Source organism: Gordonia sputi NBRC 100414 (genome assembly GCF_000248055.1).
Classification (GTDB): Bacteria; Actinomycetota; Actinomycetes; order Mycobacteriales; family Mycobacteriaceae; genus Gordonia; species Gordonia sputi.
The window spans coordinates 63,035-86,183 of sequence record NZ_BAFC01000062.1 but is presented as its reverse complement, the minus strand read 5'-3'; the positions used below and the strand labels follow the sequence as shown (position 1 = coordinate 86,183).

The window sequence follows — 23,149 nt, the reverse complement described above, 5'->3', positions numbered from 1 at the left end:
GGCAGAACGCGCAACTGATGTCGCGGTTGACTGCCGATTTGGATCCGATTGCCCGTGCCCGGCTGGATACGGTGTTGGACTCGTGGGCTAAACCGGGCATGAATAACCCGGATGATCCCGACTCACCTGTGGGTCCGATCACCACCGCCAATGCTGAGCAGGTCGCGGCGGCGTTGCGGGATCAACGCTCACCCGCCCAACGCAACCACGACGCCTTCTCCGCCCTCCTCGGGCAGGTGTTGGAATCCGGCATGCTCGGCAACACCCATCGGGGATTACCGATCCAGGTAATCGTCACCACCAGCCTGCACGAGTTGGAAGCACAAGCAGGGATCGCACAAACCACATCCGGAACACTCCTGCCGATCGGCGACGTGATCGAGATGGCCGCCTCCGCCGGTGCGAGTCAGTATTTGGCGGTGTTCGGTGAGCACACCAGTGTGCCGCTCTACCTTGGTCGGTCGAAGCGGATCGCCACGCTGGGGCAACGGTTGGCCTCGTTCGCCTCACCCGGCGGCAAAATGTGTTCCGCACCGGGCTGTAACCAACCCGCCTCACGGGTGCAGATGCATCACGCCGCGAAAGACTGGGCCGACGGCGGGTTGACCGACATCGACCAGTTGGTGCCGGCGTGTGATGTGCACAATCGGCGGGTCGGCAAAAAGCCTGGGCAGTTCACCACCCGCATGATCACCGAGGGCCCTGATACGGGCCGTGTTGCGTGGCGACTCAACGCCAAACCGGGCATGCCGGAGAATCCCGAACGCATCAACCGCATCGCCGACGTCAAAGCCGACTTCCACGACTACCTCACCGCCGAACACACGAGCAACGAGGCTGCAGCGGCTGCACGCGCGGCCGGGACAGGCGCGACGGTTACCGAGATCGGCGCGCGAGCCTCGGGTACAGCCGACGCCGAGATCGTCGCGGACACAGTGGGTGCCTGGATGATGTCGCCGCCCTCAGTGCCGGACCCGCCCAGCGGGCAGGCGGCAGGCCAGGCGTTGACCGGCGTCGAGCTCGCGCTGGTGGGCGCAATCCCCTTGAGTGACACCGTGCGCCTCAGCTCGCGGGTCGACATCCAATGGAACCTCGCTGATCCACCCGACCCCGACCCGCCCACAGACCCGGACGCGCCAACAGGTCCAGCCCCACCAGCCAGCCCCTGGTGGCTCGGCGACGTCGACCCACCAGGAGGCGTCGACCCACCGCTGGCCGACGCCGCCTGACCACCGCGTGAACTGACCGGTGTGCCAACCCGGCCAACCCGGCCGACACGCTAGCCCAACGAACCGGGCGAGCCGTCGAATCAGGTTGTGCCGCAACCCGTCCACACCCCGCCACCACACCCAGGTGGCGGGGCAGACGTGGTTGGGAACTGTAGTCCGGCACGCATACTCGTGCGCGACAGACGGACTGGCCTCAGATTCCAGCGGACAGCGGAAGGTTCACGAAGCTCGGCTGTGCCGGGTCGAGGACGATGTGCTGTGGCTTGAGGCCCGACTCGTTGAGCAGTGGACGCAACGGGACACCACGAGGGGCGTTCATCGCGAACACGTCGATCCGCAGTCGATGTCCTGCCGGGATACGCGCTTCTGTGGGGAGCAGACCGACGTCGAGAGTGACCGGCTTTCCCGGTGTGATTCGTTGGCGCGCAGCAAGAGTCATTGTGTAGAAGGGGTCGATGACATCGCCGTTGGGCGCGAACTGCGACTCCGCTCGGTCATAGCCACGCAACGAAGCCATGACCTGCCCCGAGCTGATCACCTTCGATGTCCCGTCCGGCGCAACGTCGTTCAACGTTGCTGTCCAGTAGCCGTCTGTCGCGTCCATGACCGTGTTGAGGTGCAGACTGCTGTAGCCGGACACGCGTCGACTGCTGTCGAGCGGTGGCGTCGTGAACGACAGTGCGCCCCGTTCCGAGATCCGCGCGTCGTCGGAGCATCCTTGGAACACCGCGGTCAGACCCGCCATCTGCTGGGCGGAGTCGCGCGAACAGAGTGTCCACAATGTCGGTGACACGGTCATGGTTCCGCGTGCCGCGTTCGCGCCAGTCGTCAGGCTGCCGTCGCCCTGAGCATGCGGCGCGGTGCCGCTGCGACGGTTCGACAGATACAGCCGCTGTCGGGTCATGCCTGCGCGCGGGAACTGCGCCGCGGAGATCCAACTGTCGCCGACCTGCTTCAGATTCACCGGCCCGTACGAGTCGATTCCGTTGTCAATTCCCTTGAGCCACTTGTCGAACCATGCTTTCTGCAAGACGTCGAGCCGCGGTGGGGTACCCGGCCTACCCTGTCCCCCGCCGATCGTCGCGTGGTAGCCGTCGCCCATCATGAGCTGCTTACGGCCGGGGGCCAGCGGGATCTTGTTGTACATCCGCACCTCGCTGTTGGTGAACAGATCGAACCATCCGCCGTAGATGAAGGTGGGTGTGGTGACCTCGTCGGCGTGATCCTGCCAGGACTGTCGCGGCTCCGAATCTGTCTTCAGCAGGTCCTTCAAATAGCCAGGGACAGAAGGGATGTCGGGCGTTGTCAGCCCCGCCAGCAACTGCGGGTAGAACGTCAACGGGTCCTTCACCCTGTCGGCGAGCCACTTCCAGTCGAAGGTGCCGTTCAGCATCGACGCGACGTTCGGGATCATCTTCGTGCTGTTGACCAACGTCAACCACAGCGGCAGGAACCCCGCGCCGAGGGCACCACCCGGAGCGACGATGTCGCGGATGAGGTCGCCTCCGGGCTCGACGGGGAAGATGGCCTTCAGCGCGTCGGGATGCTTGTTGGCCGCTTGGATCTGGTTGATCGCCGAATACGACACACCGGCCATCCCGATCCTGCCGTTCGACCATCGCTGCTTGGCGGCCCAGTCGATCACCTCGGTCGAGTCCTGCTGCTCGCGGCTCTGGAACACGTCCCAGGTCCCCTGCGAGAATCCGGTGCCTCGGACGTCGACAACCACCATCGTGTAGCCGCTGCGCACGAGATCGAAGTCCGCTGAGAAGTTTCGGGTTCCTCCATCGCGCACTGTCTTGGCGAGTGCGTTGATTCCGTCGATCGCGGTTCCGTGCAGGTTGATCGCGTCTGCCAGCTGCATCGCATACGGCGCCAAGACCGGATTCTGCAACGCCGACGACGCGACCGCCGTGATCAGCTTGGTGTACGGGGTCATGTTGAGCACGACGGGTGTGCGATCCGCGGCTGGACGGCCTCGCGCGTCGGCAGGGCGATACACGTTGGCGCGCAACACTGTTCCGTCACTCATTCGGATCGGGACGTCCCATTGGGTCGCGACACCCGCATAGGGGTGCGCACCGTCGTGTGCCGCACGCCAACCTGCGCCCTGCTGACCGCCGTCGGGAGTCGCAGCGTCGGCGATTCCCGGACCGGTCATCAAAAGAATGGCGACGGAGAGGACCGCGACCACCGCGCCCCACGTCGTCGAACTCGAAACACGTCGTAGCTTAGTGACCACCGGGACCCCTGACCGTTGATACGCCTGAGCGTTGAAACCCTGAATGCTGAAACACCGAACGTTGGAACACCGTGAGACTCCCGCGCCGAATAATGACGGCGTGAGACGAACGCGTCGAAGAGTATCAGTTCGATGTGGCGCAGCTCACCAAGGCCTACTGATGGGATCCGGGCCGCGATCTCTGCGGCGAGATGACCGGCGGAGCGTCAGTTCTGGTCGACGTCGATCGGATGGGTCGCGAGCAGCGGCATCGGCCAGGGCTGGCGCCGAAAGACATCTGCCCAGACGTCGACGGTCGGCGGTGCGAGCAGATCGCGAGGAAGCGCCGAGGCGAGCAGCCAGCTGTCCTGGGCGAGCTCGGCGTCGAGTTGGCCTATCCCCCAACCCGCGTAGCCGGCGAAGATTCGGACGCCCTCGAGGACGTTGGCGAGGAGTTCGTGATCGGCGTCGAGGTCGACGAGGACAACCCGACCGTCGACCGGGCGAAGCCCTTCGAACGCTTCGATGTCGACACCGTGCTTCGCGACTCCAAGACACAACGCGGCGTCTTGCTTCACAGGCCCTCCGATGAACAGCGCCTGAGGCGACGCCGCGAGATCGGTCCACTGTGGAAGGATGTTGTGGACGGCGGTCTGGCTCATCCGGTTGAGGATCACCCCGAGGCTGCCGCCGTCGTTGTGTTCGATGATGTAGATGACCGAGCGCGCAAATGTGGGCTCGGTCAGGTCGGTCGACGCGAGGAGCAACGTACCCGCCCGCACGCTGTTGGCCGACTCCATGTCGCGGGCACCAGGCATACCGCCACCCTCGGCTCCGTCGGAGTTCTCGGGTGAGAAATCGTCCGCGCTGTCACCACCCACAGTGACCATCATCGCATGTCTTATGCGAGCTGGTCGGTAGTCTTGATGGGTGAGCTCTACTGCACGCGACGGCCGATCTGTGCGTGCTGCGTGGCGCGATTTTCTTGACTCGTTACGCAGTTCTCCTGGGCTCGGGCGCCTCCTCTCTGTGCGCCTCGCCAGCCAGCTGACCGATGGCGTATTCCAGGCCGCCCTGGTTGGCGGCGTGTTGTTCAATCCCGAACGCCACGCCGACCCGCTCGCCGTCGCCGGTGGCATGGCCGTGTTGCTGCTCCCGTACTCGGTCATCGGCCCCTTCGCCGGAGCACTCCTCGACCACTGGGATCGTCGAGCTGTCTTGTTGTACGCCAACCTGATTCGCGGTCTGATGATCGCGGTCGTCGCAATCGCCATCGCGACGGGAAGTCCCGACACCGTCGTTCTGGTCGGTGCGCTCGCGGTAACGGGCGCCAGCCGCTTCGTGGCATCCGGACTGTCTGCCGGACTCCCCCATGTCGCGTCGCAAGATGTCATCGTCGCGACCAATGCCCTGTTCACGACGCTCGGCGGCTTCATGCTGTCGGTGGGTGCCGTCCTTGCGATGGGGGTGCGCCTGCTCGCCGGATCGGACAACACGGGCAGCGCGATCACGATGGTTGCTGCGGTGGTGATCGCCGTCGTCGCGGCGTTCCTCGCTCGTGGCTTTCCCAGATTGCAGCTCGGTCCCGATCATCCCGACGATCCCGGGCGCTCGGCCGTGCACGCTGTGGCCGTCGGCCTCCAGCACGGCGCGATCGCCGTCGCGCGCTCGCGTCCGGTGGCTGCTGCGTTGTCGGCGATCGGCGCGCATCGCGTGGTGTTCGGCATCAACACACTGATGCTGCTGGTGCTCGCACGTCATTCGGGGTCGGGTGATGGGCTCGACCGTGTCGGCGCTGTCGTCGGTTGTACCGCTGCCGGAGCATTGGCCGCGGCATTCATCACGCCGGTCGCTGTCGATCGATTCGGCCGCAAGGCGACGCTGATCACCGCGCTGTCGGTCGGGGTCGTCGCGGAGCTGTCGCTGCTCTCGTTCTCGTTCGTCGTCTTCTGCATCTCCGCGGTGGTGTTGGGACTCATCGGGCAGGTCGCGAAGCTGTGTGGCGACGTATCGATGCAGGTCGACATCGACGACGCCGTGCGCGGACAGGTGTTCTCGGTCCAGGACGCGGTCTTCAACATCGCCTACGTCGCCGCGATCGCGATCGCCGCCACCACGATCGCGCCGGACGGCCGGACTCCGCTGCTCGTCGTGATTGCCGTGGTGATCTACCTTGTCGGGATCGCCGTCGTGCGATTCGTCCACCCGGGCCGCGATGAACTGGTCGGCGCGAGCCAACACGCAGCCGAGCACGCCCGCCGCGAGCGTGAGCAGGAGCAGCACTCGGACTCTCATCTCCCGAACTCCGGCGCATCGGCACCGAAGGCCGCGTCTGCGACCCCGTCGCCGTCGGAGTCGACGAGCACGGTGTCGAAGTTGCCGTCGCCGTCGGAGTCCACATAGAGCCGACGCTCGGCTCCCGACCCCGCCGCGCCGGGGTCACCAACCCCTGTGTCGACAACCTCGGCGTCGACCCGTCCGTCGCCGTCGAGGTCGAGCCGCTGCGTCGAGGGTTGCCGCCCGGCGCGCGGCGTCGGCTCGGGTACTCGCTTCGGGCCGTCGTCGCTGGTTGTGTCATCTGCCCCTCCCTGCGGCACCTCGCCCGGCGCTCCTGCGTCGCCCTGACCTGCGGTGACGCCCTGACCAACCGCGACATCCCACAGGCCGCGACCCGAATCGCGGTACTGGCGTTCGGGTCGGCCGTCGTCGTCGATGTCAAGTGCTGCGACGTCGGCGTGGCCATCGCCGTCGACATCCCACATGGCGTCGTCGGCACGTCCGTCACCGTCGAAGTCGATGCTGACGGCGTCGAGGGTGCCGTCGGCGTCGAGGTCGAGGTCGGCAGCACTCGACCAACGGCTCAGCGTGCCGTCGCCGGGGCCGAACACGTACTCGATCAAGGGATCCACGCGTCTTCAGACGTTCACCGGGGCGGGTTGGTTCCGTTACGGACACCCCAAGATTCCCCAGTACGCAGCACGGTAGGTTTTGTGCATGTATGTGAGCGAGCTGGGAGAGCAGTTCCACCGCGCTCGTCTCGAACCGGCGATCACACATCTCGACGCCGCGTCGGCGGGACGTTCGTCGAACGCCGTGATCGGGACAGTGTCGGCGCACCTGTGGCGTGAAGCCGAACGTGGGTCGTACGTCGCAGCAGACGACCGAGCGGACGAGATCGCCAGGGACAAGCGCGACATCGCTCAACTCCTCGGCCACACCCCCGACGAACTCACCTACCGCGAGAGCGCGCGAGCCGCACTGCGCACGCTGCTGACCTCGTGGAGTCTGCCCATGGCGTCGACGGTCTGGGTTGGCAAGAACGAGTTCGGACCCAACCTCGTGGAGTTCGAGCGCCGGGGTTACGCCGTGCGGCCGCTGCCCGACGGTGACGTCTACGGCCACGTCGACACCGACGCTCTGGAGAACATGCTGCAGTTCGAGCAGCCCGATTTCATCCACATCTGCCATGTCGGCTCGATGTCGGGTGCCGTGCAGCCTGTGGCGCGGATCGTCGAGGTCGCACATCAGGTGGGCGTGCCCGTCGTCGCCGACATGGCGCAGGCCGTCGGACACGTACCAACGGTCACCGGCGCCGACGTCGTCTACGGCACCAGCCGCAAGTGGCTGACCGGCCCGCGCGGCGTCGGATTCCTTGCTGTGCGCCGTGATTCGCTGCGGCCCGTCGAGGTCGACCCGTCGCAATCGTTCATCGCGGGCATGCTCGGCCTCGGGGTCGCCGTGTCGGAGGTGCTCCAGACCGGTCAGCAGCGGGTCTTCCGTGAACTCGCAGCGATCGGACGCGCCACCCGCGAGCGGCTCGACGGGATCGGCAGTTGGCAGGTTCTGGAACCGGTCGACGAACCGTCGGCCATCGTCACACTCGCCCCACCGCCCGGCTTCCAGAGCGCCGACGTCCACCAGGCACGCGACAAACTCTTCGAACTCGGCCTGCTGGTGACCGCTGCCGACTCGTGGCGGGCTCCCCTCGCCGGCGACACGTCGGTCCTGCGGATCAGCCCGCACCTCGACGTCACACGCGAACAGCTCGACCGCCTCGCCGACGCCCTGCGCACGATGGGTTACTAGCGCGCTCCGCGCGGGGGGTATTAGCGCGCTTCGCACGGGCGCGCTCACGTCGGCAAGCACTTGCAGAAAACATGAAACTTGGTCTGCCGACCCACCGGTGTGACCTGCCCCTTTACCGCGAGCCGATGTGACAGACTGATCCTCGATGTCTGCGAGCCCAGAGAGCACGAACACCGTCGGTCACCTCGCGATCGTCGCCAACCCGACGGCGGGTCATGGCGCCGGGCAACGCGTCCTCGGAGCAGTGACCGCGATTCTGCGCGGCCGCGGCGTCAGTCACGAGGTCTTGACCGCCGACACCCGCGAGGAGAGCGCACGGCTCGCGGAGGAAGCAGCCGAACGCGGAGCCGACGCCCTCCTCGTCGTCGGCGGTGACGGAACCGTTCAGACCGTGCTCCGTACCGTCCACAGTCATCAGCTGCCGCTCGGCATCCTCCCGGCGGGAACCGGAAACGACGCCGCGCGCATGCTCGACATCCCCCTCGACGACGTCGCCCGTGCGATCGCGATCATTCTCAACGGCAAGACCCGACGTATCGACCTCGGCCGCGCCTCCTTCTCCGACGGCATCGTCGACCTGTTCTGCACCATCGCCGCAACGGGATTCGACGCTGCGGTCGCCGGACGCGCCCAGGATCTCTCGTGGCCGAGTGGGCGCGCGCTCTTCGCCCTGGCCGCGCTGCGACAACTCCCCAAGCTCAATCGACACCACTATCAAGTGCGCGTCGACGATGTCGAGGTCGAGACCGACGCCGCGTTCACCGCCATCGCCAACGGTCCGACGTACGGCGCCGGCATGCGGATCGCACCCCACGCCAGCGCCGACGACGGCGTCTTCGACATCGTGATGGGTTCCCACCCCCGACACCTGCCGCGGCTGTCACTTCTGCGCGGTCTCGCCCAGGTGCTCTACGGCCGCGTCGAGAACAACCCACTGTTCAAGGACATGCAGGGGCGCGAGGTTGAGCTGTACTGCGATCCGCCCGCCGATGTGTCACTCGACGGCGACATCGTCGGCTCGCTACCGACCGTCTTCGACATTCTCCCGAGCGCCATCGAGGTCTACGTGCCGCACTGACTGCCCCGAGAGCTCAACGGCAGGGTTGGCTAGCCCTCGCCGCGTTCGGCCCACCACTCGCGCAGAGCCGCGACGGCCTCCTCGTGCGACAGCGGGCCGCGGTCGAGGCGCAGCTCCTTCAGGTACCGCCACGCTTGTCCGACGACCGGCCCGGCAGGAATCTGGAGGATCTCCATGATCGCGTTGCCGTCGAGGTCGGGGCGTACTCGTTCGAGGTCCTCCGCGGCGGCCAGAGCTGTGATCCGCTCTTCGAGACTGTCGTAGTTCTCCTGCAGCCGACGCGCCCGCCGCTTGTTGCGGGTGGTGCAGTCGGCGCGCACCAACTTGTTGAGCCGGTCGAGCAGCGGACCGGCGTCCGTGACGTAGCGTCGGACAGCCGAATCGGTCCACCGCCCTTCGCCATAGCCATGAAAACGCAGATGCAGGAACACCAGCGTTGCCACATCTTCGACGACGGCCTTCGGATACTTCAAGGCGCGCATACGCTTTCGCACCATCTTCGCGCCGACGACCTCGTGGTGGTGGAAGCTCACACCGCCGTCGGGCTCGTGGCGTCGGGTCGCGGGTTTGCCGATGTCGTGCAGCAGCGCGGCCCAGCGCAGGATGAGGTCGGGGTCGCCCTGCTCGAGGTCGATCGCCTGCTGCAGCACGGTCAACGAATGCTGATAGACGTCCTTGTGTTGATGGTGTTCGTCGATGGTGAGTCGCATGCCCGGCACTTCAGGGAGTACGCGGTCGGCGAGTCCGGTCTCGACCATGACGTCGATCGCCTCGATCGGGTGTTCGCCGAGGATGAGCTTGTCGAGCTCGGCGTGGACCCGCTCAGCGGTGATGCGGTTGATCTCGTCGGCCATCTCGGTGATCGCGTCGAAAACCCGCGGCGCGAGCCGGAATCCGAGCTGCGAGACGAACCGCACCGCGCGGAGCATCCGCAGCGGATCGTCGTTGAACGATTCCTGCGGTGTCGCAGGTGTGTCGATGATTCCGGCGAGGAGTGCTGTCATTCCGTCGAGCGGGTCGTGGAACTCCGCGGGACCGTTCGGGCCGATCGCGACGGCCATGGCGTTCATCGTGAAATCGCGGCGCACGAGGTCGGCTTCAAGCGAATCGCCGAAGGTGACCTCTGGATTTCGACCGACACGGTCGTACTGGTCGGCACGGAACGTCGTGATCTCGATCATCACGTCGCCCTTGCGTGCCGAGATGGTCCCGAATTCGATGCCGGTGTCCCAGATCGCGTCGACCCAGCCGGTCAGCAGGCGGGTGATCTCGGCGGGACGGGCGTCGGTGGTGAAGTCCAGGTCGTTGCCGAGGCGCCCGAGCACTGCGTCGCGAACCGACCCTCCTACCAGGTACAACTCGTGGTCAGCTGTCGCGAACCGCTCGCCGAGGGGCGCCAGAACGTCGGAAAGCCCCTGCAGGGTGACCGCTGCAGCGGCGAGAAGCCTGGTGCGGCGCTCGATGCGTGCGTTCGATGCGGTCGAGTCGGTCACGGCACGCCAGCCTACCGGCGTGGGCGCTGCAGAAACATCCCGGCACCCGCGTCGAACCGGCTCCTGAGCGGTCCGGTTCCCGCCGCACCTGACGGCACTGGGCAAACGGCAGGTGACCAGCGGCTAGCATCGAGTCTGTGTCAACCGAGTCCCCGACCAACCGTGCAGACGTCTCAGGCGACGTCTCGTCGGCTGGTCACGGTGGTATTTCGGGTGGTAGTTCAGGTGGCAATTCGGGAGCCACGACACCCGGCACCCCCACGGGCGCGCCTGCCGGTTCCGGCGCAAAGTCGGTAGGCAACCCCGGCGTCGCCAACGCAGGCAAGCCGGGTCCGTCACGCCGTTCGCGCCGTGGACGTCGTCGACGACGCGCCCAGGACAACCGCCGAGCCGAGCCCGCGGGAACCGATCACCGCGGCGGTGCCGACCCTGCCCTAAACAGCAAGAACAACCCGAACAGCAAGAACAACCCGAACGGCAAGAACAACGACAAGCAGCGAGACAGGCAGCGCAAACGTGCGCCGTCTCCTGCAGACGTCGCGCGTGCCACCGCGCGCTCGAACCGCGTCGAAGCAGGCATGGCCGACGCCGAGCCCGCCGACTGCGACGCGGAGACGTCGATCGAGGGCGCGCACGCCAAGGTGACGCCGCCCAAGCCGTCCGACATCGCTGTCGTCAGCGCAAAGATCACCAAAACCGGCCTGACGCACGCGTCGAACGGCCCCAAGCCCGGACAGAACCGCAATCGACGCCGCGCCACCCGCACGGCGGACCGGACGGCCAACAGTCCCGACCGCCTGCAGACCGTGCGCGAGACCTCTGCGGGTGGGCTCGTGATCTCCGACCTCGACCTCCCCGTCGACGAACTGTCGGCGGCATTGATCGGGCGCGTCGACAGGCGCGGCAGGCTGATGTGGTCGCTTCCGAAGGGACATATCGAGACCGGCGAGACCGCGGAGCAGACCGCGATTCGCGAGGTCGCCGAGGAAACGGGCATCAAGGGAACCGTGGTCGCACCCCTCGGCAAGATCGACTACTGGTTTGTCAGCGAGGGCAAACGCATCCACAAGACGGTGCATCATTATCTGCTGCGTAGCGTCGGCGGAGAGCTTTCCGACGCCGATTACGAGGTCAGCGAGGTCGCATGGGTGCCGTTGCACGAGTTGCCGCGCAAGCTCACGTACTCTGACGAGCGGCGATTGGCCCGGATGGCGCGCGGCGTGATCGCCGATCTGGCCGCCGACCCCGCACGGTTGGCCCAATCCGAGGCCGAGAGCAGCCGCACCGAACCGAACGCATATGAGAAAGCCGCAGCCGCACGTAATCAGCGACGCAACGACGTCGGGCATCGCTCGGAGGTCAAGCGTCGCGCGGACAGTCAGCCTCAGGCGCGGCCGCGGCGACGGCGCAGGCGTCCTCGGCGACCTGCGTCCGGGGATGCGTGACGTCCTGCGCATCGGTAGTTCTCGGCGCCTGAGCGCCTCTTTCGTCACGCGTGCGCGCGTTCTTCTCGCTGTTCTCGGCGTGGTGATCGTCGCGGCGCTGTGCGCTGCCCCGGCCGCAGCGGCGCCGACCAGCGGCGCGTCGGACGGCTCGACGTCGTCCGACGACCAGCGGTTTGCCTCCGTGGTCATCGACACACTCACGCCATCGATGGTCACGACGACGTCGGGACCCGACCTCACCGTCGAAGGACACGTACGCAACACCAGCTCGCGCACGATCAAAGACCTCAGCATCCGCCTCGAACGTGGCGACGCCGTCCGCGATGCCGCGGGCCTGCGCAGCAGTCTCGCGGTCGCGCATCCCCCGATCGCCGTCTCCGGAGCTTTCCGGAACCTCACCGACGAGCTGGCCCCGGGAGCCGAGGTCTCGTTCCGGATCAACATGTCACTCTCGGGTCAATCAGGCATGCAGATCTCGCGGACCGGCGTGTACCCGCTGCAGGTCAACGTCAACGGCGTCCCCGACTACGGCTCGATGGCCCAGGTCGCAGGCTCCCGGACTCTTCTCCCAGTGCTCTCACTGCCACCGGACAAGAATCGGGCCGCACAGTTCGACTCGTCGGAACTGGATTCGACGGGTCTGGATTCGACGACTGGCGGCGCGGACAGTGCGACGGCCGGTGGGAACGGTGGCCTCGGCGCCGACGGAGCGGTCTCGGCCGACACCTCCGACCCCGCGCGCATCACGATGCTCTGGCCCCTCGCGGCACCCCCTCAACTCGCACCGGGCGGGCTCGGTGGCGGAACCCAACCCGTGCGCCTGATCAGCGACGACATGGCCCGCTCACTGCGCGACGGCGGCCGACTGCACGAACTCCTGGAGTCCGCGCGCAACGTGATCGGGACCGCGGCGGGCGATTCGGCCGCAGGGTCGGGCAGCGCGGACGACAGCGGCAGTTCCGCCAACCCGCCGGCGAGCGGTTCCGGTTCAGGAGCATCCGGATCCACGACGTCGTCGGGCTCTGGAACGCCGGCTCCCGGCGCGTCCGCAACGTCGACGTCGCCCGCCGCGCCGAGTGCCTCCGACCTGCAACGCAGCATGTGTCTTGCCATCGACCCCGACCTTCTGGTGACCGTTCGCGCCATGTCGTTGGGCTACGTGGTGTCCAGCAATCCCGCCGACCCGACGTCGCGCACCACGCCCGGCACCGGTAGCGACGCCGCAACCCAGTGGCTGTCCGACCTTCGTGGTGTCGCGGCACGGACGTGTGTTGTCGCGCTGCCGTTCAGCCAGGCGGACCTGCCCTCGTTGGCGCGCATCGACCGCTCCGGGCTGACCACCGCCACGCTCGATGCCCCCGCAGACGTCGTCGACGCGATTCTCGGAGTGCGCAGCGTGCGGGGGCTGACGATTCCCGCGCTCGGAGCCGTCGATCAAGCGGGCAGTGAGCTCCTGCGCGACGCGGGGCACCCCAAGGCGCTCGCCTCGGCGTCGTCTGTCGATCCGACAGGCAACCCGAATGCCGCGGGCCTCTACAACGTGGGCGGCCTGCTCACCCAGACCTACGACTCGTCGGTCAGCGCGGCGATGGGTGCCGTGGGCACTGCTCCCCTGGTCACCGCGCTCACTCCGCCGAGCCAGCAGACCGACCTCGCCGTTGAATCGCCGGTCAGCCGACGCCAAGCCGCGGTGGCTGCGCTGGCATTTCGCTCGATCGCGACTCCGGGATCGAGCGGGGAGTCCGGAACCTCCACCAGCACGGGCACTGCCGTGACGAGTAACGCCGTCACGAATACCGCAGGCCGCGCGGAGGTCGTGATGCCCCCGACGTACTGGTCGGCCACGTCCGACGACGCGAACGCACTGTTCTCCACGGCCACGGTTCTCTTCGGCTCACGCGCAGCAACCCCTGCCCCGCTCGACGACCTGGTCAACCGGATCGGCGGTGCGACGGCACCCGCTCGACTCGTCGACCCACCGGGAGTCGGCCCGATCTCACAGATCGGACCGGCGCTCACCAACCGGACCGTCGACTCGATCCGGTCGGCAGCCGACGAGTCGTGGCGCCTGCAGGGAGCGCTGGTCGATTCGGCCGACGTCGACGCCAGCCCCGAGCGCTACGTCTCTCAGCTGCGTGAGGATCTGCTCCGCTCGATCCGCTCGCCCGACGAGAACAACACCGCAACACGGACCCGACTTGCGCGAGAACGTCAGCAACGTATCGATGCGGTGCACTCGACGCTCAACCGGATGCACGGGTCGGTCACCATCCTCGACCCCGGTGGCCGATATACCCTCGCGTCGGAGCGAAGTCCGCTGCTGCTTGTCGTGCGCAACGACCTCGCGCTCCCGATCAGGGTTCGCATCACCACGACCGCGCCGAAGGACCTCGAGATCGGCGACGTCGGGGTCGTCGAGATCCCGGCTCGCGGCACCCGCCAGATCCAGTTGCCGACACACGCGCGGTCCTCTGAGGCGATGACGGTGACGATCGGGATGTCGACGGTAACCGGAGTCACACTCGGCACCCCGATCAAACTGTCGGTGTATTCCAACGCATACGGAAAACCGCTGTTCATCGTCACGATCTGCGCAGCGGTCGCGCTGATCCTGCTCACCGCACGCCGCCTCTGGCGCCGATTCCGCGGCAGGCCCGACCCCGCCGACGAGGACCGCCCAGAGCCCGACGAGCTGGAACGGATGCTCGCGGCGAGCACGTACCAGCAGCGGCGCCGTACCCTCCAACAGGAGGAGGCACTCGCCCAGACTGAACAGTTCGGCGCGATTGCACGGGACGACTCTGCGCCCCCGACGACGAGGGACAACGGCGCAGCGATGGACGGCAGCACGACGATAGACAGCGGCACAGCGGTAGACAGCGGCACAGCAAAGGACAGCGGCACGGACAGGACGGGCGCATGAGCGATCGAGGACAACGCGGCGATCCGCCACGACGATCCGCGCCGGACTCACAGAAGCCGGCCGCGCCAGACTCCCAGCGGCGAGCCGCTTCAGAATCACAGCGGCGTGCCGAGCCGCGTCGCGTTCCGCCTAACGATTCGACGCAGCGCCGCTCAGGTGCCAGGTCCTCGGGTCCCCGCGACCCCGGCATGCGTGACCCCGGTGTCGGGCCCGCGCCGCTGAACGGGCCGGTTGGTGCTCGCCCGCCGTTGTCAGGGCGCGCAGCTCCTCGCGTGATCCCGCCTGGACGCCCAGACGCCCCGCATTCGACGACTCGTGACCCGCGCCCGTCCCGCGATCTGCCCCAGCATCGCGACGGCCGCCACGAGCGACCAGGCGACGACCGCACCCGACAGCAGCCGAATACCCAACCGACGGGCTCCCAACCCCCGCGCGGCTCCCAACCTCGACGCGGCACCCAGCCCCCCAACGCCCAACCCCCGAGCGCCGCCCAACCTCGACGTGCAGCCCCCTCACGTGCAGCCCAGCCTCCCCGCGCGGGACGTCCGCTGCGCGAGGCCCGACCGACGACGGGCACTCGCCGGCCTCCATCGTCGAATCCGCAAGCGTCGAATCCTCAGCCGTCGAACCCTCAGCCGACGAATCCCCCAGCTCGCCCCGCGCCGACTCCCGCGGCGCGGACCGCTGCCTCAGCGTCCACCGCGACGCAGTCGCGCGAGCCAGACAGCACTGCCCCAGATTTCCCAGACACCCCAAACACCGACACCCCAAACACCGACACCTCAGATGCCGACACCTCGTCGTCGACCGGTCTCGCGCGCGACTCCGATGCGAGCATCGTCAAGACCTCCGGGTCGATCGCGCTCGCCACGCTGACCAGCCGCATCACCGGGTTCATTCGAACCGTGCTGGTGCTCGCGATGCTCGGTCCCGCGATCGCATCCGCGTTCCAGGCGGCGTACGTGCTGCCGAACATGATCGCCGAGGTCGTGCTCGGTGCCGTGCTGACCGCGATCGTGATCCCGACGCTCGTCCGTGCGGAAGCCGAGGACCCCGACGGCGGCCGAGGCTTCATCAACCGCATCTTCACCCTTGCGCTGTGCATGCTCGGTGCTGCGACGCTCATCGCGCTCGTCGCTGCGCCCCTGCTCACCCTCCTCAACGTCGGCGACGGCAACGTCAACAGACCGCTGACCACGGCACTCGCCTATCTCCTACTGCCGGAGATTTTGTTCTACGGGCTGTCGGCGCTGTTCATCGCCATCCTGAACATGAAGGGCTTGTTCAAACCGGGTGCGTGGGCTCCGGTGCTGAACAACGTCGTCCAGATCGCGACGCTCGTCCTGTACGCGTTGATGCCCGGCGAGATCACGCTCAACCCGGTCAAGATGTCCGAGCCCAAGCTGCTGGTCCTCGGCGTCGGCACCACGCTCGGCGTCGTTCTGCAGGCGTGCATTCTGATCCCGTGGCTTCGTCGTGCCGGGGTGCGGCTGAAGCTCCAGTGGGGCATCGACGCGCGGTTGCGTGCCTTCGGGCGCCAGGCGGTCGCGATCGTCGGCTACGTCGCGATCCTGCAGGTCGGACTCGTCATCACCTATCGGATCGCCTCGCACGCCGACTCGTCGGGCATCTCGGTGTACGCGACGCACTGGCAGCTTCTCCAGCTCCCCTACGGCGTGCTCGGCGTAACCATCCTGACCGCGATCATGCCGCGGCTGTCCCGTAACGCCGCCGCCGACAACCGCGACGCCGTCGTCGACGATCTCTCCCTCGCCTCACGCCTGACAATGGTCGCTCTGGTCCCGACGGTCGCGTTCATGACCTTCTTCGGGCCGGCGATCGGTATTGCGATCTTCAACTTCGGCAAGTTCGACGCCTCGATCTCCTCGCAGCTCGGCTCGGTCCTCGCCTGGGGCGCATTCACGCTCATCCCCTACGCCATCACGCTCGTCCAGCTCCGCGTGTTCTACGCCGCGCAGGACGCGTGGACTCCGACGTGGATCGCGCTCGGCATCACCGTCGTCAAGATCGCGTCGTCGTATCTGGGTCCGGTGCTCTTCTCCGATCCGCACATGGTGATCCGTTGGCTGTCGCTGTCGAACGGTCTCGGCTACCTCGCGGGCGCGATCGTCGGACACTTCCTCCTTCGTAAGCGCCTCGCCTACCGACGCCTCGAAGGTGTTGCGCGCACGACGATCGTGACGCTGATCGTCTCGGTCGGCGTCGCTGCGATCGTGTGGGTCGTCGCCGAGTTGTCGGGTCTGCACTATCTGGGCACGGCAGAGGGCAAGCTCGGTTCGCTGGCGTATCTGCTGATCACTGCGGTCGTGGTGCTCGGTGTGACCTACGCGGGGCTGTCGGCGGCAGGCCTGCCCGACGTTGTGGCGATCGGCAATTCGGTGCGCCGCTTGCTCGGCCGGTTCATCCCGGCTCTGGCACCGCCTGCCGGTCAGGTCACGGAATCGTCGCCGACCATCACGGTTCAGTTTCCGCGGGTCACTGCCGATGAATCGCTCCCGTACTCTGGTCAGGTACAAGTGGTCCGGCGATTCGACCGCGGTACCGCGACCTGGCAGTCGTATGCGGTGCTCAGCGGTGGTGCAGCCGGTGGTCGGGGTCTCGAGGTCGGCTCACCAACGCGTGAACCACGAGACATTCGGTATCGCAGGAAAGGAGTCCGACGCGTGACTGACAGCGGCTTGACTGATAGCGGCTTGAGTGGCAGCGAGGTCAAGACCACCCCCCAGTCCGAGACGTCCTCCGACACGACGAGTGAGCAGGCCAAGACAAATGAGCCGCGCTCATCCTCACAGACCGGCGGACCAACCCCCGATCCCGACCGTCCCGAGGAACTCGGCACGCCCGTGCGCCGCGGACCGCGTCTCATCCCCGGCGCGGCTGTCGCCGGCGGTCGTTACCGCCTCCTCGACACCCACGGCGGCACCCGTGGCCTCCAGTTCTGGCGCGCACAGGACATCAACCTCGACCGCGAGGTCGGCCTGACCTTCGTCGACGCCGAGCAGCTCGCACCGCCGCCCGAGCGCGGAGATCAGCCGAGCGCAAGCGATTCCGGCCCCCAGGGCGTTCTCACCCGCACTCTGCGACTGGGCCAGATCAGCTCCGCTGGCGTCGCGCGTGTTCTCGACGTCGTGCGTGGATCGTCGGGTGGCATCGTCGTCACCGAATGGGTGCCCGGTTCTTCGTTGGCCGACGTCGCACGCTCTGGTCCCTCCCCCATCGGCGCCGCCCGTGCCGTCCGTGCACTTGCGGCCGCCGCCGAAGCCGCACACCGTTCCGGCGGAGCGCTCTCCATCGATCATCCCGACCGGATTCGGATCAGCACCGACGGCAACGCCGTACTCGCCTTCCCGGGAACCCTTGCGGGCGATGACAAGTCGTCGGATGTCCGTGGACTCGGCGCCGTGCTGTACGCGCTACTGCTCGCGCGCTGGCCACTCGACGGCGAGACCGGACACCACCTCGTCACCACCGCCGACACGACGACGCCCGTCGGCGGACTCCCCATCGCCTCCCCCGGCCCAGACGGAGAGCCGATCGATCCGCGAGAGGTCAAGTCCGACATACCTTTCGAGATCTCGGCGGTGGCATCGCGCGCACTCGACGGCGCACGCGGTATCCGCACTGCAGGCACCGTCCAGCACGTCCTCGACCAGGCAACCGTCCTCGACCTCCCGACCGACATGCTGCCCGCCATCAACGACGACGAGCCACCGGTGCGGATCGGTGCTCACGAACCGTCGCCGGCTGCTGCGGCTCGCAAACGCAACGTCGGGTTGCTCGCGGGCGCAGCGCTGCTCGCGTTGTTCGTTGTCATCGCGCTGATCGTCTGGGCCACAGGCATTTTCGGTGGCGACGAGGGCAACACCAACATCAACTCGATCCTCCCGACGACCTCCGCGCCTGCCGCGCCGGGCAATTCCGCACCACCGCAGGCGGCCGCAGGCACAGCGATCCCGCTCAACGCGGTCTCGATCGTCGACTTCTCCGCTCAGCCGCCGGACAATTCCGTCAATCTGCAGAACGTGATCAGTGGGGCCGCTCCGCCGTGGCGCAGCGACAGTTACCGTGGCTCAGCGGCTTTCGGTGGACTCAAGAACGGCATGGGCCTCATGTTCGACCTCGGCAGTGAGCAGAGCGTCAAGGCCATGACCATCAAGACGCCGACGCCCGGCTTCAACGTCGAGATCCGCACCGCACCGTCGGCAACACCGACCGCCGCGCAGACCTCGACGGTGGCAACCGGCACGGTCGACCAGCCGAGCACGACGCTGACGGTCGAGAATCCGCAGGGCAGCCGCTACGTGATGGTCTGGCTCACCTCGCTGCCGAGCACAGGAAACGGCAGCTACCAGGTACAGATCGGCCAGGTCACGATGGCGCGCTGACGCGCCCGTCACCGCTTTCGACTGTTCCGGCTCCCGTGGCGCCGGCTCCGGCGACGCTTGAGGGCGCCCACCCGGGAGGACCGAACACGTAACCCAGGCGGGCACGCCAGCTTGCCGCTGCACGGACGTCGCGCGCGATGCTCGCGTACTCGTGTGTTTGAAGCTTCACGATGTTGTACGTGCCGACCGGCTTGGTGAGTCCGTATGTGGGACGGTGTGTTTCAGGCGCGAACGAACCAAACAGCCTGTCCCAGATGATCAGCGTGCCTGCGTAGTTGCGGTCGAGATACTCCGGATCACTCCCGTGATGCACCCTGTGATGCGACGGCGTGTTGAAGACGAATTCGAAAGGGCGCCACATCTTGTCGATGCGCTCGGTGTGAATCCAGAACTGGTACACCAGATTCAGCGAATACGCAGCGAACACCAGCGCGGGCGGCACACCAAGGAGGGGGAGTGGCAGCCACATCACAAGGGCTGCACTGATATTCCACTTCTGCCGCAGCGCCGTCGCGAAGTTGAAGTACTCGCTCGAATGATGCGCTTGGTGAGTCGCCCACACCAGCCGCACCCGATGCGACACCCGATGCGACCAGTAGAACAAGAAGTCGACGCCGAGGAACGCGATCACCCACGTGTACCAGGCGGTGACCGGAAGGTGCCACGGCGCGAGGTAGGCGAAGATGGCGGTGTACACGAGCAACCCGAGCAGTTTCCACGCCGCGCTCGTCGCGATCGACACGACGCCCATCGACAGACTCGCGCGAGCATCGCGCTTCTCGTAGGCACCCTTCGGCGCCCGACCGTCGTCGTCGGATTCTTCGAGCTTGTAGGCCGCGAACCACTCGATGGCCAGCATCGTCACGAAGAACGGGATCGCGAGGACCGTCGGCTCCCTCATGGGGTCGGGGAGTAGGTCGAGCATCGTGGGCGTCACCTCCGGTCCGCTATCTGACACGGCAGTGTGTCAGATTCATGTTGACACAGTATCGTCTCAGATGAGGCGTGTCCATGCCGGCCGGTCGGCAAGACAAACAGCACCAGCAAGACGAACAGGGCCAGCAGGACACAGGGCCAGCAAGACCGACGAGACAAGAGAGGAATCCGTGACACTCGAGACCTCCCAGCCCGGACCTCCGGGGCGGCTGTACGCCGGGACCGGGCCTGAGCAGCGGCAGGCGCGGCGTCGAGCAGCATTTGTCGACGCCGGACTGGACCTGTTCGGCCGCGAGGGCTTTCGTCACGTGTCGGTCAAGCGGCTCTGCGACGAGGCCGGCCTCACCCAGCGCTATTTCTACGAATCCTTCGCCGACAGAAGCGCGCTGCTGGCAGCCGTGTACGAACACTGCGTCGACATCTGCCGCGCGGCCGTGGGGGAGAGCCTCCTGCAGGTCCCCGACACCACCACCAACGATGTACCGAACGAGCAGCGCCTCGCAGAACTCACCCGCGTGGCACTCGACGCCCTGCTCGAATGCCTCACCGGCGACCGTCGAATGGCGCGGGTGATCCTCGTGGAGGTGGTCGGAGTCGACGCCTCGCTCGAGCGACTGCGGATGGACGCCATCCATGCGTGGGCCCAGCTGGCCATGGACATCGCATTCGACGACGAGCAGCCACCCGCGCGGTTCCGGCTCGCCGCTGTCGGATTGATCGGTGCTCTCACGCAGCTCCTCGTCGACTGGTACATCGCAACCGACGCCGGGGCACCGGCCGCAGACGTCTCCGACATCCGGGACGTCTGTGTCGACATGTTCATCGCGACGTATCAGCGCCTGGCCTGACACACGACCTACCCTGGTGGTGGATCTACCGCTGCGCTCTACCGCCGCACAACCGACATCACCGGACGAAAGGTACCTGAGCCATGTCCACAGCCGAGCTGACCGACCAGGTCGTCGAATTCCTCACCACCGGAACACGAACCGGCAAGATCGCCTGGGTGTCGAAGGACGGTCGAGCGCTGGTCACACCGATCTGGTTCATCGTCGAAGACGGCGCGCTGGTGTTCAACACCGGCGTGGACACATCGAAAGGTCGAGCGCTGCAACGTGATTCGCGAGCGACAATCGTCGTCGACGACGAGAAGCCGCCCTTCTCGTTCGTGCAGGTCCAGGGCACCGTCAGCTTCGACGACGACCCGGACGACCTCCTGCGCACAGCCACGGCAATCGCCGAGCGGTACATGGGTCCCGACCTTGCCGAGCAGTTCGGCAAGCGCAATGCCGTGCCCGGCGAGGCGCTCGTGCGGCTGACGCCGACGAAGGTCATCGCCGCCTTCGACATCGCCGACTAAGCTGCCTGACCGAGTACCCCGGCGCCTGACCCGGGCACCCACGTACTACCCGTCGCGGTGCAGTCGCGGCTCGAGTTGCTGCGTCTTCTCGTCCGTCCAGCCGGGCGGCTGCAGGATGCGTGCCCAGGCGTAGGGGATGGCCGACTGATAGTTGTGGCCGTGGCCGTCGGGGACGTTGACCGACACCGCCATGTCGGCCGACACCTGGAGGAAGGTGACGAACGGAATCCAGTGGGTCGCGCTGATGACGTCCCTGCCGCGCTGTTCCTTGAGCCAATCCGGTTCGCGCAGAATGAGTTGCGGCGACCACCAGGCGATGGGGTCGGATGCGTGCTGCAGATAGACCATGCGCGAGTAGTCCCACGGTGCGTCGGGCCGATCGAGATCCTTCTCGTCGGCGATGAAGCGCACCTGCCTGCCGTTGTTGTAGATCGGCAGCCACTGCGGTGATCCCTTGTCGCGGCCCGCGGTTGCATCGTTCCAGAGCGTGTTGCTGAACGTCGGACCGGAGAGCAGCGCGCCGTCGGTACGCGCGGTGACGGTCGGGACCGTACCGAAAGCCGCTTCGGCGCCGAAGGATCCGAGACTTTCGCCGAAGACGACGAGCTTGGGACGCTCCGCTTCGGGAAGCTCGCGCACCTTGGCGTCGACAGCTTCGAACAGTGACGCACCCGCCTGGCGGGCACGTTCCTTGTCGACGATGAACGAGATCCAGCTCGGCAGATACGAATACTGCATCGCCACCGTCGCGACGTCGCCGTTGTACATGTACTCGAGCGAGTCGATGGTCGCCTTGTTGAGCCAACCGATCCGGTCGTCGAGCCGATCGCGATCACCTTGCGCTTCAAGCCACCTGCGCGCACGAGTTCGTCGGCAGCCAACTGCGCGTTGGCGCGCAGATTGTCGCCGGAACCCAGTCCGACGAACGCTCGGATCGGCTCCATGGCCGGTTGCTTGTTGAACTCCGACAGCTTCGCGACATCCGGTCCGTTGGAGACGATTACGCGACCCTCACGCCCAAGCGACTCCCACGTCACCAGCGACCCGGGGCCACCCGATCGCAACCCGGACGTCGGGGGAGCGGTGTTGGGCCGCACCTCATCGTTGGCGGACGCGAAGGTGCTGTTGAGCGCCTTCATCGAATACTTCGCGACAACACCGTTGAGGATGAACACCGTCAGCAGCGCGACCACGAGCAGGCCCGCGACAGCGGCAACGCGCGGCGGAGCGATCTTTCTGAGCTGTCGCACAAGCCATGTCACGAGACTCGCCCATGCTTGCCCGATCACCATCAGCAGCACGAAGACGAGCACAGCGAACACCGCGATGATCGGATACGCCGTCCAGGTGAGGTTTTCGACACCCATCAGATTGCGAATCTCGGTCTGCCACCGCGAATACCAATACAGCATCACGACCGTGCCGATGAGCGCGATCACACCCAGCGCTATCCAATAGTTTCGCTTCAGCGACGGCCACCGCTGCGAGCGAGACAGCATGTACCGCACCAGCCAGGCGATGAACACCCCGACGCAATAGCCAACTGCCGCAGCGCCACCCGACACGACACCCTGAAACAACGGACCGCGCGGCAGCAACGACGGCGTCGTCGACAACCAGAGGAAGACCGTCGCGAACATGAGCCCGGCGAAACTGATCCGATGCGCATAGGCCAGCGCCGCGTGTCGTAGCTTCGACGACCAGCCGTGCGACGACTTGCCGTGCTCGTCTTCGGCGTCGGGCTTGCTATGGGAGCTCGCCTTGGTCTCGACGGCGGGCTTGCTGTCTTGGTCCGCCTTGTTCTCGACGGCGGGCTTGGCGTCGGCTGCCGCTTTGCTGTCGACAGTGCTGGGCTCGGCGAGTTGGCCGTCACCGTCGGGTGTAGGACCCGAGGTACTGGTCTTCGACGACGCGTCGTGCTCGGAGCCGGTCGCTGGCTTGTCTGGCACCTGGGCACCCTTCGTGGTCATCG

The 23,149-nt window shown here is 66.7% G+C and carries 14 protein-coding genes and 1 pseudogene; 9 read left to right on the top strand and 6 right to left on the bottom strand.

Features of this window, described 5'->3' with window-relative positions; all coding sequences use genetic code 11:
* Window positions 1-1,229 (top strand): HNH endonuclease signature motif containing protein (locus GOSPT_RS10765; RefSeq protein WP_005205965.1); only part of this gene is annotated, 1,229 nt, incomplete at its 5' end.
* Between the two features lie 193 nt (window positions 1,230-1,422).
* Here GOSPT_RS10765 and GOSPT_RS10760 read toward each other — a convergent pair.
* Both GOSPT_RS10760 and GOSPT_RS10755 read right to left on the bottom strand, forming a co-directional pair.
* Entirely contained in the window at window positions 1,423-3,390 is a 1,968-nt protein-coding gene (locus GOSPT_RS10760; RefSeq protein ID WP_082933641.1) for a CocE/NonD family hydrolase, read from the bottom strand.
* A 287-nt stretch (window positions 3,391-3,677) separates the two neighbouring features.
* The gene (locus tag GOSPT_RS10755; RefSeq protein WP_039855623.1) at window positions 3,678-4,340 is read right to left on the bottom strand and encodes a YqgE/AlgH family protein; all 663 of its coding nucleotides are present in this window, start codon (window positions 4,338-4,340) and stop codon (window positions 3,678-3,680) included.
* A 70-nt stretch (window positions 4,341-4,410) separates the two neighbouring features.
* On the opposite strand from GOSPT_RS10755, the gene GOSPT_RS10750 reads away from it, so the two are divergent.
* On the top strand, window positions 4,411-5,853 hold the full coding sequence (locus tag GOSPT_RS10750; protein WP_231895188.1) for an MFS transporter: 1,443 nt from the start codon (window positions 4,411-4,413) through the stop codon (window positions 5,851-5,853).
* Here the strand turns inward: GOSPT_RS10750 and GOSPT_RS10745 are convergent.
* Window positions 5,742-6,359 carry a hypothetical protein gene (locus GOSPT_RS10745; protein ID WP_005205958.1) on the bottom strand — a complete coding sequence of 206 codons (618 nt, stop codon included), beginning with the start codon at window positions 6,357-6,359 and terminating at the stop codon, window positions 5,742-5,744. The two genes, GOSPT_RS10750 and GOSPT_RS10745, sit on opposite strands and share 112 nt — an antisense overlap.
* A gap of 85 nt (window positions 6,360-6,444) precedes the next feature.
* Between GOSPT_RS10745 and GOSPT_RS10740 the strand changes: the two genes are divergently transcribed.
* Both GOSPT_RS10740 and GOSPT_RS10735 read left to right on the top strand, forming a co-directional pair.
* A complete protein-coding gene (locus tag GOSPT_RS10740) occupies window positions 6,445-7,536 on the top strand; it encodes an aminotransferase class V-fold PLP-dependent enzyme (RefSeq protein ID WP_005205957.1) in 1,092 nt (363 codons plus the stop codon).
* A gap of 145 nt (window positions 7,537-7,681) precedes the next feature.
* On the top strand, window positions 7,682-8,614 hold the full coding sequence (locus GOSPT_RS10735) for a diacylglycerol/lipid kinase family protein (protein WP_005205956.1): 933 nt from the start codon (window positions 7,682-7,684) through the stop codon (window positions 8,612-8,614).
* A 29-nt stretch (window positions 8,615-8,643) separates the two neighbouring features.
* Here the strand turns inward: GOSPT_RS10735 and GOSPT_RS10730 are convergent, their stop codons facing one another.
* Window positions 8,644-10,107, bottom strand: coding sequence for a CCA tRNA nucleotidyltransferase (locus GOSPT_RS10730; RefSeq protein WP_005205955.1), 1,464 nt, complete (start codon window positions 10,105-10,107; stop codon window positions 8,644-8,646).
* Between the two features lie 137 nt (window positions 10,108-10,244).
* Here GOSPT_RS10730 and GOSPT_RS10725 point away from each other — a divergent pair, with 137 nt between their 5' ends.
* The 3 genes from GOSPT_RS10725 (at window position 10,245) to GOSPT_RS10715 (ending at window position 18,881) form a co-directional block, all read left to right on the top strand.
* Window positions 10,245-11,552: an NUDIX hydrolase gene (locus tag GOSPT_RS10725; RefSeq protein ID WP_005205953.1), complete on the top strand. Its 1,308-nt coding sequence runs from the start codon at window positions 10,245-10,247 to the stop codon at window positions 11,550-11,552.
* On the top strand, window positions 11,545-14,475 hold the full coding sequence (locus tag GOSPT_RS10720; protein ID WP_005205951.1) for a DUF6049 family protein: 2,931 nt from the start codon (window positions 11,545-11,547) through the stop codon (window positions 14,473-14,475). Before GOSPT_RS10725 ends, GOSPT_RS10720 begins: the two co-directional genes overlap by 8 nt.
* Before the next feature lie 338 nt (window positions 14,476-14,813).
* Window positions 14,814-18,881 carry a murein biosynthesis integral membrane protein MurJ gene (locus tag GOSPT_RS10715; RefSeq protein WP_083837471.1) on the top strand — a complete coding sequence of 1,356 codons (4,068 nt, stop codon included), beginning with the start codon at window positions 14,814-14,816 and terminating at the stop codon, window positions 18,879-18,881.
* Here the strand turns inward: GOSPT_RS10715 and GOSPT_RS10710 are convergent.
* Window positions 18,865-19,806: a sterol desaturase family protein gene (locus GOSPT_RS10710; RefSeq protein ID WP_005205945.1), complete on the bottom strand. Its 942-nt coding sequence runs from the start codon at window positions 19,804-19,806 to the stop codon at window positions 18,865-18,867. The two genes, GOSPT_RS10715 and GOSPT_RS10710, sit on opposite strands and share 17 nt — an antisense overlap.
* Before the next feature lie 181 nt (window positions 19,807-19,987).
* Between GOSPT_RS10710 and GOSPT_RS10705 the strand changes: the two genes are divergently transcribed.
* The gene (locus GOSPT_RS10705; RefSeq protein WP_005205944.1) at window positions 19,988-20,665 is read left to right on the top strand and encodes a TetR/AcrR family transcriptional regulator; all 678 of its coding nucleotides are present in this window, start codon (window positions 19,988-19,990) and stop codon (window positions 20,663-20,665) included.
* An 83-nt stretch (window positions 20,666-20,748) separates the two neighbouring features.
* The gene (locus GOSPT_RS10700) at window positions 20,749-21,177 is read left to right on the top strand and encodes a PPOX class F420-dependent oxidoreductase (protein ID WP_005205943.1); all 429 of its coding nucleotides are present in this window, start codon (window positions 20,749-20,751) and stop codon (window positions 21,175-21,177) included.
* Window positions 21,178-21,222: 45 nt separating this feature from the next.
* On the opposite strand, the pseudogene GOSPT_RS10695 reads toward GOSPT_RS10700, so the two are convergent.
* Window positions 21,223-23,147: pseudogene (locus GOSPT_RS10695) on the bottom strand (alpha/beta hydrolase).
* Window positions 23,148-23,149 lie beyond the last annotated feature (2 nt).

Coding starts and splice junctions, on each gene's coding strand:
- GOSPT_RS10720 (WP_005205951.1), top strand. CDS start 11,545: ATGCGTGACGTCCTGCGCATCGGTAGTTCTCGGCGCCTGAGCGCCTCT.
- GOSPT_RS10760 (WP_082933641.1), bottom strand. CDS start 3,390: ATGACCGGTCCGGGAATCGCCGACGCTGCGACTCCCGACGGCGGTCAG.
- GOSPT_RS10755 (WP_039855623.1), bottom strand. CDS start 4,340: ATGGTCACTGTGGGTGGTGACAGCGCGGACGATTTCTCACCCGAGAAC.
- GOSPT_RS10700 (WP_005205943.1), top strand. CDS start 20,749: ATGTCCACAGCCGAGCTGACCGACCAGGTCGTCGAATTCCTCACCACC.
- GOSPT_RS10740 (WP_005205957.1), top strand. CDS start 6,445: ATGTATGTGAGCGAGCTGGGAGAGCAGTTCCACCGCGCTCGTCTCGAA.
- GOSPT_RS10710 (WP_005205945.1), bottom strand. CDS start 19,806: ATGCTCGACCTACTCCCCGACCCCATGAGGGAGCCGACGGTCCTCGCG.
- GOSPT_RS10735 (WP_005205956.1), top strand. CDS start 7,682: ATGTCTGCGAGCCCAGAGAGCACGAACACCGTCGGTCACCTCGCGATC.